Genomic DNA, 17,435 nt, shown 5'->3' on the forward strand with positions numbered 1-17,435 from the left:
CTGTCATTATTTTGTGTTATTTCTTGCTTGATAAGCTGCATTCATTTCTGCAATGATTTGTTGATAGGTTTGATCCGCTTGGAGCTCAGCTGTGAAAGCATCCCAATCCTCAAGCGTGGCTTTGCCCATAATGATCTTTGTTTTCAAGTCTTGAATCTTTTTATCATAATCGCTGCCTAGCTTCGAACCCGTCTCCGTAATTAATCCCGATGCAGGGTTTGATACGCTCGCATCTGCAGCTTGATCAATCAGTGTTCTTTCATGTTTCAGCTTATCCGCAGGCAAGCCAGTACCCAAATTCCCGTATTTATCATATTTCATAAATATGTTCTGCATAAACTGGAAGCTCAGATCGTTAGTAGCGGCCTCAGTCAGCACATAATCATCGCCTTCTTTAGTAAAATCCTCGCCTTCCATGCCATATGCAGCAAGCTCATGCCCTTCATCGGACGCACCGTAATCGAGGAATGCAAGCAGCTTTTTAACTTTCTCCTCTTTAACGCTTTTCGAAATGACGAACATCCCGAAATGGCCGGTTCCCTTTGCTGCATACTTTCCGTTATTCCCTTCCAAATAAGGTGTCCATTCCAAATCGGCATCCGCTTTGCCGGCAGCTTGAAGCTCTTTGACCATCGTTGGTATTTGATTCGGTTTATCCGGAAAAATGCCCGCTTTGCCAGCATACACTAAGTCCTTGGCTTGATCATGCTTAAGCAAGGCAAAGTCCTTCGGAATGAGACTTTCATCGTATGCTTTCTTCAGCCATTCCAGCGCGTCACGCATGGATGGGTCAAACGTCATATCGACGAGCTTGCCGTCAACGGCTTTATACTTGCCGCCCGTACCCGTAAATGCTTCCTGAATAAAAGTAAACTGACCCATATCGGCTTGATTGACGTAACCGGACAATCCTACTGTATCCTTTTGGCCGTCAGGAGCATTGTCTTTGAATGCTTTCATAACCGCATATAATTCATCCATCGTCGTTGGAACTGCCAGGTTCAGCTTCTCTAGCCAATCCGTCCGTATCAGCGGCTGGGCATTCCCTTCAGTTGGCCGGACGCGCGGCACGCCATAAAGCTTTCCTTCAACTAGGTTGTTTGTAAACGTAATCGTTGGAAATTTCATTAGATTCGGATAATCCTTGATCAGCTCCGTTAAATCCCAAAACGCGCCCTGCTTGGCCATGTTCTGAAATGCGGCATTACTCGTGTCCGTAACAAGCATGAGATCCGGGAGCTTTCCGGAAGCAAGCGTTACGTTTACCTTTTCATTGAAATTGTTTGGCGTTACCCACGTGATGTCCAGCTTCGTATTCGTGCGCTTTTCGACTTCCTTCAAAATCCGGTTGTCTGGCGCCGGCGGTTCCTTCTGATAATAGATCGTCAGCACGCTCAAATCAGTCGGACCCTTGTCTGCTCCCTCACTGCCCTTGTTGTTCTGAGCTGCGTTGCCATTGTCCCCGCAGCCGGATATGACGAGCGTTAAAGCTAGCAAAGCCGTTAAACCCGCAAACCAATTTCTCTTTCTAATCATTACCTTTTGCCTCCCTGATCGGTCTTTTTATTATATCTCTCATTCCTTGACAGAGCCAACCATGGCCCCTTTTGCAAAATGCTTCTGCAGGAATGGATATACCAGAAGAATAGGAATGGTGGATATGATGACAGCCGCCATTTTTTTCGTTTCAGACGGGATGCTTGCCATGCCGGTATCGCTGGCAGCCGCCCCTCCCATCGCCGTTGAGGAATCGATCAGCATGTTTTGCAGCAATATCTGCAGCGGCCATTTGGCTGTATCGTTAATGAACAGCACCGCATTAAAAAACGTATTCCAATACGAAACGGCGTAAAATAAACCAAATGCGGCGAGCGAAGGCAGCGAAAGCGGGAGAATGATGCGGAACCATACGCTCATGTCGTTGCAGCCGTCAATGCGTGCAGCCTCCTCCAAGCCGACGGGAATTGAATCGAAAAAACCCTTCATTAGCAGAACATACCAACCGCTTGTTATAACCGGTATGATTAGCGACCATAGACTGTCAATCATTCCGAGCTCTTTTACGACTAAATAGCCCGGAATAATGCCTGGATTAAACAGCGTAGTCAACAGGATAAGAAACATGAGCGGTTTCCTGCCCCTCATTCGCTTACGCGAAAGACCATAGGACAAGGAAGAGGTAATGATCAAGCTGCACAACGTACCAACGACCGCCAGAAACGCACTGATGCCCGTTGCCCTCAAAAACGTCGAGGTTGACAGCAAATACTCGTAGGAAACGAGCGTCCACGTTTTCGGGAATAGCAGCAAGCCTCCTTGGCGGTACTCTTCCGGCGTCGTGAACGAAATGACGAAAACATAATAGAACGGGAACAAGCATAAAGCGCCTACCAGCAGCAGAATAGTTACGTTTATAGCGCCAAAGGCACGGTCAAAGCCGCTTTCCCGAATCGCCGTTTTGTAAACCTTGCTCATTAATACACGCCCTCCTCGCCGAATTTTTTCGCAAGCCAATTCGCAAATATGACCAACGCCACACCGATAAAGGATTTAAACAGCCCGACTGCCGTACTGTAGCTGAATTGGGCTTGCAGGATGCCTACTCGATAGACATAGGTATCGAACACCTCGGCAACCTCCGACACTGCGCCATTCATCATGAGGTATACCTGCTCGAAGCCCACGTCCATGATATGGCCGATACGAAGAATCAATAGAATGATAATTACGTTGCGGATTGCAGGCAAAGTGACATGCCACATTTGGCGCAATCTGCCTGCTCCGTCCAGCTTCGCCGCTTCATATTGCTGCGTGTCCACGCTTGCGATCGCTGCCAGAAACAGAACCGTTCCCCACCCCACTTCCTTCCAGATCGACTGCAATGTAAGCAGTACCCAGAAATAATCAGGATTGGTCAGAAAATCGACTTTCTCATGCCCGAACGCAGCAAGCAGCTGATTAATAACCCCTTCCGATTGCGAAAGCATAAGAAAGCTCATGCCTACAATGACTACCCATGACAAGAAATGAGGCAAATAAACGATCGATTGAATCGTCTTTTTGAACCATTGCAACCTCAACTCGTTCATCATTAAAGAAAGCAAGATCGGCAATGGGAAGAAGAAGATTAGGCTTAAAGCATTAATCGCCATCGTATTTCTGAATATTCGGTAAAATTCAGGATTTGCGAATAATCGCTGGAAGTGCTCCATTCCTACCCACTCACTGTGAAGGAAACCGAGATACGGGGAATACTCCTGAAAGGCAATGAGCACTCCCCACATCGGGATATACTTAAAAATTAGGAAATATAATAGCCCGGGAAATACTAATAGATACAAAAATAAATCTCTGCGCAGCAGCTTGCCTTCATTCCTAAGCCTAGCTCTTAAGCGATGCCCTAAGCTTGCTGCTTCCTTCTGCGGTTGAACAAACTCCATGTTCGTATTCACTGGTTAGCCACTCCTCTATCTGCTTGACTGCTATGGTTTGGTGCTCGGCAACTTCCTCTACTATAGGCCTGACACAGCTTGAACGCTTTAACAAATACTTGCAAAACGACTTAAATGAGCTAACAAAATCTTGTTAAAGGATAAATTAAAGATGATTTCAAATCTAAACCCGTTATATTAGAAGATGGCTTGACAGAATCTATCCTTGCGTAGTAACTTTATTTTAGTTAAGGACTTAACTACTTATCGGCGGTGATAGAAATACGATGAAAGACCTTCAAGATTACGTACATGATTTGCCTCTGCCCACACAGGTTTTTTTCTCATTGGTGGAAGCAACCGCCAAGCTGGTGGATGTCTCGGAGAAATACTGGCATTCCAAAGGGCAAAACGGCGCAAGAATTCGTATCCTGGTCGAAATCATGAAGGAAGGCGGCTCGATTCTGCCCTCCATGCTTGCCCAGAAAATTGGCGTTACCAAATCCAACATTACGCTGCTGCTTGCTCCGCTTGAGAATGAAGGCTTTATACACAGAGCGAGCCATCCCAGTGACGGCAGAAAAACCATCATTTCCATTACGCCTGAGGGACAAACGCTTTTGTTGAACCATTTGCCAGAGAACCGGGCAGGCATTACGGACAAAATGAGCAAACTGAATGAACAGGAATTAGCCATGCTGCTGAGTTTGCTGTCTAAATTAAATAAGCCCTGACGGGGCTTTCTGCCAATATGGTTCAGGACTTAACTACATGGCCCGAAGAGAAAAGGATGAGGACTTATGACAATAGCCATTACAGGCGCGAACGGACAATTGGGTCGACTCCTTATAGATGAGCTTATCCGTTTCATGCCCGCGGAGCATATCGTCGCCTGCGTTCGTCAACCGGCGAATGCGGCTGACTATGCCGAGAAAGGCATACACGTTCGATATGCCGACTATGATCAGCCGGTATCGTTAGATCAAGCCTTCTCAGGGATTACCAAGCTCCTGCTCATCTCCAGCTCGAATCAGGATGATGCCGTTCGGCTTCGCCAGCATCAGCATGTCATTGATGCGGCCAAAAAAGCAGGCGTACAATATTTAGCCTATACGAGCTTTGCGTTTATCGGTGAAGCTGCAATCTCACTGACGCAGCTTCATTTGGCTACAGAGCAAGCAGTAGTGGAATCCGGCATCCCTTACACCTTCCTGCGAAATGCACTCTATACTGACTTTGCCCTTTCGCTTGGGCTGCATGAAGCTATCGCGACGGGGCAGCTTCGTTACCCGCCGGGGGAATGGTCGTTCAACTCAGCAGTGCGCGAGGATCTCGCAGTCGCGGCTGCAGCCGTTCTTATCGGAGACGGACACGCGAATAAAACCTATGAGCTTGCTGCTCCAGCAGCTTGGACCTTTCATCAGCTGGCTGCCGTTTTGCAGAAGCTGACAGGAAAAACGATCTCCCTTCATCCAGATCCAGAACTACAGCATTGGATCTATCCCTTCTTACGGAAAATCGACACCTCTTCTACTTCGGATGATTTAGTTAACTTGCTAGGCAGGCCGGTTACCCCTTTAATAGATAGCATTAAACCCTTCATTCAAACCGACTAAACTCAGACTATCGCATGGCCCACGTGAAAATTCCCCCCTATACGATGAACTCGAGTAGGTTAGTCCCATAACAGGCACAAAGAACCTTCACCGTCACTATAAAAGTGGAGGTGAAGGTTCTTGTTCAACCCTGTGTTGCATGCTTAGCGGTAGCTGCCCATTTCAGAATGACTGTTGAGAAAGCCCGCTACCATTTAGTTCAGGAACAATCTCGCATTCGGAACAATTTGCTTCGATTGGGAAGCGCTTGACCATGAGAGTGATGCATGCGCGTTTCCGCCATTCTCCAAATATTCCATCTTGATGTCATATTTCACTCCTGCAGTAAGAGAAACCGTTGCGCTTAGTTCACCGTTCATAGACTGCCATTGGTTAATGACTTGTACGCCGTTAATCCAAAGGCGCACACCGTCATCCGTATGCGTGTAGAACGTATACGTTTCCGTATATTGCGGCTGTACTTTACCTGTCCAGCGAATCGTGAACCATTCCCCTGGAACGTTGACGGTCGGGCGGTCACCGCCCCAATCGAAATCGATCGTGGCATCGGTACGCTCCATCTCCAAGCTTCCGAAGTTGCCTGCATAATATTGCCCGAGCAAGCCGTTGCCCGTACCGCCTCCAGAGCCGGCGTTCGTCGTGACGCTAAGCGCATTGCTTGCTGCGGACAGGTTGTTTGCCGCATCCTTCGCTTTTACCGTGAAGGTGTATGCCGTGCTTGCAGCCAGGCCTGTCACCGTGATCGATGTTGCGCTCGCTCCAGTTGTTGTGCCTGCAAGGGTACTGCCGTTGTAAACGTTGTAGCCCGTCACTCCGACGTTATCGGTAGATGCGCTCCAAGTCAGATTAACGCTCGTGTCTGTTTTGCTAGGAGATGCTAGGTTGGCAGGCGCACTTGGTGCTGTCGTGTCTCCTGCGGCAGCATTCGTCGTAACGCTAAGCGAATTGCTTGCTGCGGACAGGTTGTTGGCCGCATCCTTCGCTTTTACCGTGAAGGTGTAAGCCGTGCTCGCTGTCAAACCCGAAATTGTGATCGATGTCGCGCTTGCTCCCGATGTCGTTCCAGCAAGGGTGCTGCCGTTATAGACGTTATAACCGGTTACGGCAACGTTATCGGTAGACGCGCCCCATGTCAGGTTCACGCTAGTTGCTGTCTTGCTTGGCGATGCTAAATTCGCCGGCGTGCTTGGCGCTGTCGTATCGCCTGGATTCGGTGTTCCGCCGGAAGCGGAGGATAATCTAGCATTAGCCCAGTCCGCATGATCGTAACCGGTGCCGTCGCCTGCATCCCCTGCGACTAGCTTCAGCACAGAGACGCCCGTCACATCTAGATCGATGCTTTTCGTTGCCGTATTGGCGTTCATGATTCCGCTGTCGTACGCCTTGACGCCGTCCAGCCATACCTCGAATGTAACGGTGCCGTTATTCACGGCCAACACTTCATCGTCCACTCCAATATCGGATTGGAAACGATAATAGTTACTGTTTAAGTTATAAGTGATTTCTGAAATCGCATGCGTGCCGATACCTTTGGCATAAGTAACGCCGTTCAATGTAATGGTACGCGACTCATTGCTCTTATCCTTTTGTACGTTGCCCCAGCCCGTTGTTGCCGATGACCACGTCAAATCACTGATGTACGTATTTACTGCCGGAGCATTCGTCGTAACGCTAAGGGCGCTGCTCGCTGCGGATAGATTGCCTGCCGCATCCTTCGCTTTTACCGTGAAGCTGTATGCCGTGCTTGGTGTAAGCCCAGTAACCGTCAAGCTGGTGGAGCCCACGCCAGTCGTCGTTCCAGCAAGTACGCCGCCGCGGTAAATTTCATAGCCCGTTACGCCAAGATTATCGGTAGATTGCGACCAAGTTAAGCTGACGCTTACGTCCGTATGGGACGGTGACGCTAGGTTTGCCGGTACCGATGGAGCCGTCGTGTCTGGCGCATTCGTAGTGACATTCAGCGTATTGCTTGCTGCCGAAAGATTGCCTGCCGCATCCTTTGCTTTGACCGTGAAGCTATATGCCGTGCTTGGCGTCAACCCTGCTGCGGTATATGCCGTGCTGCCAACTCCTGTTGTTGTGCCAATCAACGTGCCGTTACGGTAAACTTCGTAGCCGTATACCCCTACGTTATCCGTTGAAGCCGACCATGTCAGGTTGACGGATACGTCCGTTTTCGATGGGGAAGCTAGGCTTGCCGGTGTGCTAGGTGCCGTTGTATCCGGCGGTCCTGCATTCACGTTAACCGTTTGCTCCTTCAAGCTTGCTCTTCCTTCGTTATCCCAAACCACGAGAGTAACGTGGTATGTACCAGCTTTCTGGTACGTGTAGCTAGGGCTTACCGTCGTGCTAGGAACACCTTCGCCGAAATCCCATAGATTCTCGGAAATAGAACCGTTGTCCGTCGACGTGTTCGTAAACGTAATCGGTGATCCCAATTGAACGGTTACCGGTGCGGTAAAGTTTGCTACCGGCTTCGGATTCGAGAACCCGCGGCTTGTGAGCTGCGTATTCGTGCCGTTGCCGCTAACGATATTTCCGCTCCACTCGAGATTCGCGGCGCTTGACGGGTATTGGTCAATGGACTCTCCCGTGTTGCCCGTAATCGTGTTATTAATGAAGCTTAAACGGTCAACGCCAGAAGCCGTCGTAATTTCGATGCCTTTTCGGCCATTGTTGATGATCTGATTGCTGTCGAACGTCAGGTTCTGCGAGTTGCCGTGAACGCGGATGGCATTTCCGCCGTAGCCGGCATAAGCAGCCTGCGGATTGTCACGCGGTCCGTCTTTGAACGTGTTTTTATAAAAATATTGATATTGCTCTGTTTGTCCTGTTCCTTCGCCTTGGAGCTGCATGCCCCACATGACCATATTCTGAATCGTATTGTAGCCCCAATACTGGTAGCCGGTTCCCGGCGATTGCTGCATGCCGACCTGCTGTCCGCCGTCTACAAGGTTGCCAGTCGTAACGCCGTGCTCGACCATAACCTCAAGACCCATGTATCCTACCGAGCCGTCGGTTGCTTTAACCACATTGTTGCGGACCGCGATGTATTTGGAGCGTACGGCGCTAATCCAGTGATCGACATGATTATCCTCGATAAGCGAATAATCGCAATCCGTGTGAAGCTCGATACCGAGACCTTCCGTATGATGGCCCGTTCCCGTAATGTTATTGCCGCGAACCTCAACGTATAAGCAGCCGTCATTCGCGAATATGCCGCCTCGTCCGGTATCATGGATCGTGTTATTGAGTATTTTCGCGTAGTTAGAGCCCCAGCCCGCTCTTACTGCACCGCCCCAAGCCGAGTTTACGCCGATGTTTGTAATGATATTATCGCTAATCTCGATATTCGGCGAACCGATCGCATACAGGGCAAACGGACCAAATCCCGCCGAAGCGGTAAAATCCTTTACGCGCAGCTGGCTCATTTTGTTATTGCTGCCGCCTTCGGATACGACCGCGGACAACACGGAATTGTTGCTGTTGCCGTCAAGCGTCAGATCGGAGATTTCGACATTCGATAGATTATAGAAGCTGAACATTCTTTCTTGCCCGGTAGAGGTGGATTTAATAATGGTCGTATCGCGGTTTTCACCTTTGATCTTTACGCCTGTTTTACCGGTAACCGCGCCGCTCAGATGATAAGTTCCGGCAGGTATATATACCGTATCTCCTGAAACAGCGGCATTGATCGCGTTCTGGAAAGCCGTTTTATCGTCTGCCCCATCCGAACCGCTCGCACCGTAAGCGGTTACATTCAAACTTGCAGCAAAAGCGCCTGGCAACGGAATAATAGGAAGCACCAACGCAATAGATAAAGAAATACCGAGCAGCTTCGATTTCATCGTTTTAAAATTCATCTTAAAACATCCTCTCCCTTATCGAATGGTATAGCGGTATCTTACAAAAAGCGACCTATTGCATCAACCAGCCTCCCCCTTCTAACGATGTACAGTAAGGCGTCACTCTTGCATCTTTCTACAGCCATCATGCCAAATCTATTCCGTAATTGAAACTGTACAATTGGCTAATCCATGCAATTTAACGCTATATAATTTACGTATTAGTGGATAAAGTAGGAATAGGCCAAGTTTCACCTCCTAATTATTGGTATGAACATAGAAATCCCGTCCCTCGGATGAAGGACGGGATTTGTCGCCGTTACAATGCTATTCGGAATAATTCAGTAGATTAGCGATCATGGCTGCTGCTTCGGCACGCGTCAAAGCTGCTGAAGGCGCAAATTCACCGTTTGCACGCCCTTTGATTAGCCCTTTGCTCGCCAATTTCTGCACGGCTTCTTTCGCCCATTGCGGAATGGCATCGTTATCGGCAAATGGCGCTGCTTGCTCCGTTACGGGTTGCAGCACAATTGCTTTAGCCGCGATAACAGCCATTTCTGCACGTGTAATGGCCGCCTGCGGACGGAAGCTGCCATCCTCAAAGCCGTTAATCCAGCCTGCTTGCGTCGCTTGCGCAACAGCCTTAAGCGCCCAAGCGCCTATTTTCTGCTCATCGGCAAAAGAAGGCGGCTGCATGTCGTTATCCTGCGCCGGCTGCGCTTTCAAGGCTTGAACAAGCATGACCGTAAACTCTGCCCGCGTTATTTCGCGGCTTGGCTCGAAGGAAGCATCGCTCGTGCCTTGAATCATCATTTTGGATGCAAGCTCATGAATCGCATCGGAAGCCCAATGGGAATCCGGTACGTCAGTGAAGCTTTTGGATACCGTAAGTACTGCATATTTGCTGAAATGGTTCGTTTTCCCTGCCAGCTCGCCATTCATTGACTCTCCGCCTACATAGGACAAGCTGCCGTCATCAGCAATTCTATAGATGCCTGGCTTACTGCCGTTTTGTTGCTGAGCCGTCTTCATACGAATGCCAATCGGACTCGTGAACGAGGATAGCTCCGACAATTGGCCGTCGCGCTTGCGCAGCGCAAATGTGAGATCAAATATGGAGCCGTCAGCCTTGACCGTCAAGTGGGCAGAGCCGTTTGCTTTGGCCAATAGCGCATCGGCTTCGGCCTTCGACAGTTCTTTGACCGAAAGCACGATCTTGCTGTCAGCCCGGTCCGCCGCTGCAACGGATTCGGCTAGCTGCTTCAGCACGTCCGCTGATACGGTGAATGCAATCTGCTCCCATTTAAGCTCGAGCTGATTGCTGCCTAACCGCGTGCTTGCATCAACGGGCAGGATAATATCCTGAATGCCTTTCTCCACCTTAACCGTAACCGTGCCATTGCCGTTTGACGAAGCAAGCTCATCATTTTTGACGGCATACGAAGCTGGATGAGGGTTGATCGGAGGAATCGTCGGCGTGGTCTCAACCGGCGACGACGAGCCGTTCGTTGTAACGCTCAGCGGCGCGCTTGGCGCAGACCGATTCCCGGCAGCGTCTTTGGCAATAACCGTGAAGCTGTAAGCCGTGTTAGCCGATAGACCAGAAGCCGTGAAAGCTAAGGCATCTGTCGTGGAGCCTACAAGCTGCCCGCCTGCCAAAATATCATAGCCGGTCACGCCGACATTATCGGTTGATGCCGTCCAAGCGATGCTAATGCTTGTGTCAGACTTCGACGAAACCGTTAGTCCGGTTGGTGCATTCGGCGCTTCCTTCTCAAGCGGAGCACTAACCGTAATCACTTGCTCCTTCAAGCTCGCGCGGCCTAGGTCGCTCCATACGACAAGCGTTACACGGTATGTGCCAGGCTCGTTATACGTATGTGTCGGGTTAATATCCGTTGTAGGCAAGCCATCGCCAAAGTCCCAAAGATTCTCGACAATCGTGCCGCCGTTTGGCAGAGATGCATTTGCGAATGAAACCAATTCTCCCGTCTCGGCTGTAAGCGGAGCCTCGAAGTCAGCAGTCGGCTTCGGATCTGCGAATCCGCGTGACTCCAGCTGCGTATCCGTCCCGTTGCCGCTAACCGTATTGCCGCTCCATTCCAAATCCACTGCCGCTTCAGGATAGGTTTCAATCGTAGGGCCGGCGTTCCCTGTAATCGTATTATTAATGAAGCTAATACGGTCGACGCCTGCCGCGCCTGTAATATCTATCGCTTTTCCCCCGTTATTGCGAATGATATTGCTATCAAACGTAATATTCCGCGAGTTCCCATGTATGCGAACGCCGTAGCCGTCGTAACCCGGATAAGCGACCGATGGATGGCCGGTTTGCGTATTTTGGAACGTATTTTTATAGAAGTATTGGTTTTGCTCAATCTCCCCCGTACCCTCGCCCTGCAGCTGCATGCCCCACATTACCAGGTTTTGAATCGTGTTGAAGCCCCAGTATTGATAACCGGTGCCCGGCGATTGCTGCATGCCGACCTGCTGGCCTCCATCGACGAGATTATCCGTTGTAATCGAGTGATTGGACATGATTTCCAGCCCCATGCCCTTAACGGTATCTCCGGCGGTTTGAATCGTATTGCGGCGAATCGCATTATACTCAGACCTTACTACGCTTAGCCAGTGGTCGACTACGTTATCCTCGACCAAAGAATGGTTTACATTGGTGTGAAGCTCAATCGATAAGCCATGATCCGTATGCCCGGAACCGGTCACAACGTTGTTTCTGACGACTGCGCCTTCCACGCCATCATTCAGGAAGATGCCGCCGCGTCCGGTATCCGCTATCGTATTCCGAATAATAGTCGGATAATTGGAATCATAGCCAACCCGCATTCCCGCTCCCCACATCGAGTCTACGCCAATATCATTGAATTCGTTGTCCGTAATGACCGCATTGTCGTTATGCGCTACGAGAATTCCGAATGGACCAAAACCTTCGGCCCGCGTCATATTCATAATGCGATTGTGGTGCAGGTAATGTCCCCCGTTGCCCTCTGAAACCGTATCGTCGGCGATGATGCCACCATCGGCATTGGCGTTCCCATTGCCATCGAGCGTCAATTGCGCCACCTCAACATGGCTCCGGCCATTTAACGATATCAAATACCCAACGGAATCACCCGTATATTTGATGATTGTCGTATCGCGGCTTTCCCCGATCAGCTTAATATCCGATTTGCTTTCGAGCGTATCGGATATGTAGTAGGTGCCTGCCGGAATAACAACGGTATCGCCAGCCTCTGCGCCGTCAATGGCAGCCTGAATGCCAGCCAAATCATCGAGCTCATCGCTCCCGCTCGCTCCGTAAGCGGTTACATCTAATGACGAAGAAGCATAAGCGGTAGAGATTGGCAATGCAGGCAGCAGCAGTGTTGCCGTACATAACAAGCTTATGAACCGCTTGTTATTTTTGGAAATGCGTTTACTTTTGGGCTTGCTTGGCATCATTCATCTTCCTTTCTCATTTCAGATTGCATGCGCTCACAGGACATGGCTGCTAACGGGCAGGATGGTTGCTCATGATGAAGCCGGCTTAGCCGGATACCCTTTCATATGAAAGGCTTCCAGCTATAAGCCGACTCGCCGAGTGAATGCTGCAGTTACTCTCAGCATGACCAATACGTACTGAAAATCAAAGTGTACAATTCGCCAAACGATGTATAATCCAGCTGTACATTTTTCGAATAACCGCAAATATTACAGGATAAGCGCTAACGTTTCTCCCGCAGGCACGGAAATCCGTTTCCATGATACGGAGGCGCATGGGCCGAGCGGCTGCTTAGCCTCATCCTCTGATTCCACCAGCAGTTTAATGTGTGCTGGGAACTTCGTGTTATTGTGAATGGTAAGCTTTAATTCATCCTGCCCCGTAGCCTCAATACTGCAATCCACTTGATCAATGACAGTCACATAACCGCTTTTCTTGTTCACATGGATGCCGGGAAGCTCAGCAAAAGAGAGCATGAGAGACACCTCGCACCAGCATGAATAAGGAATCACCTCGCCTACGTATGCCGGTCCTTCCCAATCGCTCATGTTGACCCGCTCGCTCATATAGCCAATCGGCATGTCATCGCCATCCCAGCCTTTAACCGGTCGGTCTTCCCGCGACAAATATTGTGCCATGTTGCCGGCAATTTCTCTAAGCAGCTCCATATATAGCCCCTTGCCGGTAGCACGGTACAGCTTAAACAACGAATCGCCGGACAATGTGCAAATGCCTGGCGCGCTGTGCTTGTTCTGAACGTTCGCAATGACTGAGCCCGTAGTGCGGATGCCGAGCCGATCGAAGGTTGAGCCTTTCGGAAAACGGAAATCATAGGAAACACACCAGCTCATGCACTGCAGCGCAGCCTCCTCCGCATGCGCGAGCCATACCTGATCACCGCACTCTTCGAACAGCACCATATAGGACTCCAGCAGCGCAAACGCGGACTCGCTGTCCGGACACTGCAAGATTTCACCGGGACCGCCGGTCGTGACTCCCTGCCTCGTGAATTGGAGGTGGAAATATTCAGCAGCCTGTTCGGCAACCGCAATATAGGCGCTCTCCTTGAAATAAGAACCATACAACGCTAGGCCTGCGGGAGCTATACCCGCACCTGCCGATCCGCCGACCAGCATGTCCCCCGTTCCAGAATGAACCCACTGGCCGAATTGCCCATAGCTGCTCCAGAGCTTTACAAAGGCATCAGCTAGCCGTCTGGTACCTGCAAGCCAGCTTTCAGGTATGACGAATGCAGGCATAACCTTTCCTAGAGCAATGAAATGCTTCATGATGAAATACAGTGCATCCGCGCTCTTCCGCAAAATATGCCATTGCTCGGGATGGTCCCGGTCCGGAGCATCGCTGAATTCATCCCCGTACCATTGTCCCTTGTAACATACGCCGTGAAAGAAGCCGGACTCCGTCTGGCTGCTGAACATGAACCGCAGCGTGTCCAGCGCCCGCTGCGCGGAAAGCTCACTGCCCTCCAGAAGCAGCGCATAGCTCGACATACCGCCGCCGACCCATCCAATCTGCCAATCCTGATGCTTCATATCGATGGTCCCGACCGCGTAATAGCCAAGCTGCTCATTCCAGTTCAGCGCATTATATTTCTGCTCCTGAACTTCCCATGCAGCAGAGAGCGGCAAACTTGGCGCAAGCGGGGAACTCGGCTTGCCTTGCTGCCTAACCTTAGCCAATTTCTCGAACAAGCCGTTTACGGAATCGCATGGAAAACGATAAACCTTGGCTCTCAGAACGACGGTCTCGCCAGGCTTGAAATCATGCCCTCTGTCCGCGCTCGGTACGCTTGTCGTCGTCATCTCATACTTCCTGTCAGGCCGGACTCCCGGTGCCTGGAACGAAATTCGGGCAGTATGCCGATCTTCGCTCTCCTCCATATGCATGGAGGTGTCGCCAAGGTTCGTCGCTTGCTCGGTTATAAACAACCAGCCCGTACCGGACTTCTCGTCGAATGTGCCGATTGCGGGCGTCGCCGCATCACCGGTCAGCAAATGAAACCCTGATGCTTCGTCTTGCACGGCCGATAACCTTGGAACATCCGTAATCGTCGTCGGAATGTCAGGACCGCGTTCCGTAAGCTTGGTCCAGCATGGCGCATAAGGCAGCTTGCGCACGTTGAAACGATTGCCGTTATATACGGCACCGGGAACAAGCACATAGTTATGCTCTGACCAGTCGCTGAAGCGAAACGACAGCGAGGCAGCCGTCTGCTCCGAATAGCCGGCTGATCGGAATTGTGCAGTCAGCTCTAGTCCCTCCAACCGTTCGGGATCGCCTTTTGCATCCAGCTTTACGCTCCATTCCGCGCCTGCGGCCGTTACTGTTTTCCCGTTTGCTCCCTCCAAGTTCATCTTGCACTGCTCCAGCTCCGCAGCATTCTCGTATCTCCTAATGAACGCCTCGACCTTTACGTTTGCTAACCATTTTTCTATCGCTTCAACCGCCATTCTCCATTCTCCTTTCTCTTGCTGCATCAATAATCATTTGTTTTCTGTTACTCGGCGCTGACCCCAATGACTACTTCCGATGAATGCAGGCCTGCAGCCGTTGCTTTAAGCGTTATGCTTCCATTGCCAAGACCTGCCTGCACAAGAGCCAGCGCATGGCCATTGAAAGCCCTTCTGCTGCTTGCTTTATCTGATTCATGACTGCTTGGGTTGCCGTTGCCTACGCCGAGCAGCGTACCCGCACCTTCTACCTGGAAGTGCACCAATGAATCCGCGTAGGGAACCACGTTGCCGCTCATATCCAAAATGCTTACCCTCACGGCTGCTACATCCGCACCGTCCCCGCTAATGGCAGTACGATTCGCTTCTAAACGAATTGCATGCGGTTTACCCGCCGTTATTCGCTTGCTCTCTGCCACTGCTGACCCGCCTATTTTACCAACTGCCGTAAGCTCCCCAGGCTCGTACGCAACCGCCCACTCCATGCTGTAATGCGGCTTCACCGTCCGTTCTCCAAGCGATCTGCCGTTCAAAAACAGCTCTACGGATTCGCAATTCGTGTAGACCGCAGCCTTAATCTGCTCTCCTTCGCGCTCCGGCCAATTCCAATGCGGCAGCAAATGGACGATTGGCTCATCGACCCATAACGCCTTCATCAGATAATAGACATCCTTAGGAAACCCGCATGTATCCATCATGCCGTAATGCGAGCTTATGCACGGCCATTCGTACGGCGTAGGCTCGCCTCTGTAATCAAAGCCCGTCCATACAAAAATACCGGTAAGGTAAGGATGCCGAAGCACATCGGTCCATGATTTCTCTGGACTGCAGCCCCAAGAAGGGATATTCGTTCCATATTCCGTGCAATAGCCCTTAACCGGGTCATCCTCGTATATGCCCCTAGTCGTTGTATAGCTTGCGGATTCGCTGCCAAGTATAAGCCGGTCCGGATTTTTCCTCCGCCCATCCACGTCGGCTCCGCGATGACCGTAGTTATACCCGACAATGTCGATCGCTTCCGCATAACCTCCGCTGCTCCAGCCATGGTTCATCGCCGCCATCGTCGGTCTCGTGGGATCCAGCTTATGTGCAAGCTGCGACATCGACCGCAGTATGCGGGCTCCCATGACCGTACCTTCGAGCACCTCTTCATTCTCCAAGCTCCATAGGATGACGGAAGGGTGATTGCGATCGCGCACAATCATCGCTTTTAATTCATCCATGCCTCTTGCCGAGCTGTCCAGCTTCCGATTCTCATCCATGACGAGCATGCCCAGCTCATCGCACAAATCAAGCAGCTCGGGTGATGGCGGATGGTGGGCGCTGCGGTAAGCGTTGCAGCCCATCTCCTTCAAGAGGGTTAGCTTGTAAGCAATCAATGCCTTAGGCATGGCAACGCCTACCCCCGCAAAGTCCTGATGATTGCTCGTTCCTTTGATCGGATAATGATTTCCGTTCAGTAAAAAGCCCCGCTCTTTATCAAACGCAATCGTTCTTACCCCGAATCGCGTCTCGACCCGATCGACCAGCTTACCATCTTCGTATAGCTCGGTCGTCGCTATATATAGGAAGGGATGCTCTGGCGACCATAGCTCAGGCGCATCCATGTTGATCGCAAGCTCTATCGTAATTTCCTCTAATCCAATAAGAACGGCATGGCTAGATTGCTCTGCAACCATCCGACCGCTCTCTCGCTCGCGAATGGCGGTACGGCAGGTAATTGATCGGCTGTTTTCCCCTTCGTTTATTACTTTCGTTTCCAGGGAAATGACGGCTTCTCCGCCTTGGCCGACGGTTGTGGTTACAAAGGTTCCATGCGGTGCGACATGAAGCGTATCAGTCGCTTGCAGCCAAACATGACGATAGATGCCGCTGCCCTCATACCACCAGCCTTCATGATCGGAGGCATCCACCTTCACGAGCACGATATTTTCTCCCTCCTCGCCATAGCGGAGCACATCGGTTATATCGTAAGCAAAACTGGTATAACCGCCGAAACGCTCGCCGATCAGATGACCGTTCACCCATACCGTGCTTCTGCCCGTAACGCCATCGAAGCTGAGTCCTATTTTTTTCCCTAGCTGCTCCGCCGGGATGGTGAACCGTTTGCGATAAAAGCCGATTCCTGCCTGCAAATAGCCATGGCTGCCTGCTCTCGAACCCATGTCGGGATCATTGATGAACTGTCCTTCCGGACACCAGTCATGCGGCAAACGGACACTCTCCCATCCTTCCTGCATGTGCTGGGCTTCCTTATCTACATAGGCGATGTCCAGCCATTCGCCTTCCTCCCGCTTCCCGCAATCGGTCAAGCCGCCCGTCATCCCCCCTTTAACCGCGTAAGGAATGAACAGGTCACCTTTGTGAAAATACCAACCTTCATCGAAATGTTGTCTGCTTCTTGCTCCATCTGTCATTTCCTTTTCCTCCATTCGCAAGCTACTCCGGCATAAGCGAAATCCTTCTTTTCTGTCGATCGAAGGTTAAGTTAACACGGGAGCCGACACCAGTCTACTGTGAAAAAAACGATTAAGTGTACTTTATTTGAAAGCACTTGCACCCAGTGCTGCATC

9 protein-coding genes are annotated in these 17,435 nt (G+C 50.8%); 2 read left to right on the top strand and 7 right to left on the bottom strand.

Features of this window, described 5'->3' with window-relative positions; all coding sequences use genetic code 11:
* Window positions 1-6: 6 nt before the first annotated feature.
* Genes AC0YN3_RS28035 through AC0YN3_RS28045 form a run of 3 tightly spaced genes read right to left on the bottom strand, consistent with a single transcriptional unit; the run spans window position 7 to window position 3,440 of the window.
* On the bottom strand, window positions 7-1,536 hold the full coding sequence (locus AC0YN3_RS28035) for a type 2 periplasmic-binding domain-containing protein (protein ID WP_475778202.1): 1,530 nt from the start codon (window positions 1,534-1,536) through the stop codon (window positions 7-9).
* Window positions 1,537-1,575: 39 nt separating this feature from the next.
* Window positions 1,576-2,475 (bottom strand): carbohydrate ABC transporter permease, encoded by a 900-nt coding sequence (locus tag AC0YN3_RS28040; RefSeq protein WP_475778203.1) that lies wholly within the window; start codon window positions 2,473-2,475, stop codon window positions 1,576-1,578.
* Window positions 2,475-3,440 carry an ABC transporter permease gene (locus AC0YN3_RS28045; RefSeq protein ID WP_475778283.1) on the bottom strand — a complete coding sequence of 322 codons (966 nt, stop codon included), beginning with the start codon at window positions 3,438-3,440 and terminating at the stop codon, window positions 2,475-2,477. The genes AC0YN3_RS28040 and AC0YN3_RS28045 overlap by 1 nt, the downstream gene beginning before the upstream one ends.
* A gap of 278 nt (window positions 3,441-3,718) precedes the next feature.
* Here AC0YN3_RS28045 and AC0YN3_RS28050 point away from each other — a divergent pair, with 278 nt between their 5' ends.
* Both AC0YN3_RS28050 and AC0YN3_RS28055 read left to right on the top strand, forming a co-directional pair.
* Window positions 3,719-4,165, top strand: a complete 447-nt coding sequence (locus tag AC0YN3_RS28050; RefSeq protein WP_475778204.1) for a MarR family winged helix-turn-helix transcriptional regulator — start codon at window positions 3,719-3,721, stop codon at window positions 4,163-4,165.
* Between the two features lie 66 nt (window positions 4,166-4,231).
* Window positions 4,232-5,047 (top strand): NAD(P)H-binding protein, encoded by an 816-nt coding sequence (locus tag AC0YN3_RS28055; protein ID WP_475778205.1) that lies wholly within the window; start codon window positions 4,232-4,234, stop codon window positions 5,045-5,047.
* A 194-nt stretch (window positions 5,048-5,241) separates the two neighbouring features.
* On the opposite strand, the gene AC0YN3_RS28060 is transcribed toward AC0YN3_RS28055, so the two are convergent.
* The 4 genes from AC0YN3_RS28060 to galA form a co-directional block, all read right to left on the bottom strand.
* Complete coding sequence (locus tag AC0YN3_RS28060) at window positions 5,242-8,910, bottom strand: NPCBM/NEW2 domain-containing protein (RefSeq protein WP_475778206.1); 3,669 nt, start codon at window positions 8,908-8,910, stop codon at window positions 5,242-5,244.
* Between the two features lie 309 nt (window positions 8,911-9,219).
* Window positions 9,220-12,351, bottom strand: coding sequence for an S-layer homology domain-containing protein (locus AC0YN3_RS28065; protein ID WP_475778207.1), 3,132 nt, complete (start codon window positions 12,349-12,351; stop codon window positions 9,220-9,222).
* 249 nt (window positions 12,352-12,600) lie between these two features.
* On the bottom strand, window positions 12,601-14,862 hold the full coding sequence (locus tag AC0YN3_RS28070) for a hypothetical protein (protein WP_475778208.1): 2,262 nt from the start codon (window positions 14,860-14,862) through the stop codon (window positions 12,601-12,603).
* A gap of 47 nt (window positions 14,863-14,909) precedes the next feature.
* Window positions 14,910-17,279 (bottom strand): beta-galactosidase GalA, encoded by a 2,370-nt coding sequence (galA, locus tag AC0YN3_RS28075; protein WP_475778209.1) that lies wholly within the window; start codon window positions 17,277-17,279, stop codon window positions 14,910-14,912.
* Window positions 17,280-17,435 lie beyond the last annotated feature (156 nt).

The sequence above is a fragment of the Paenibacillus sp. J22R232 genome, assembly GCF_056269165.1.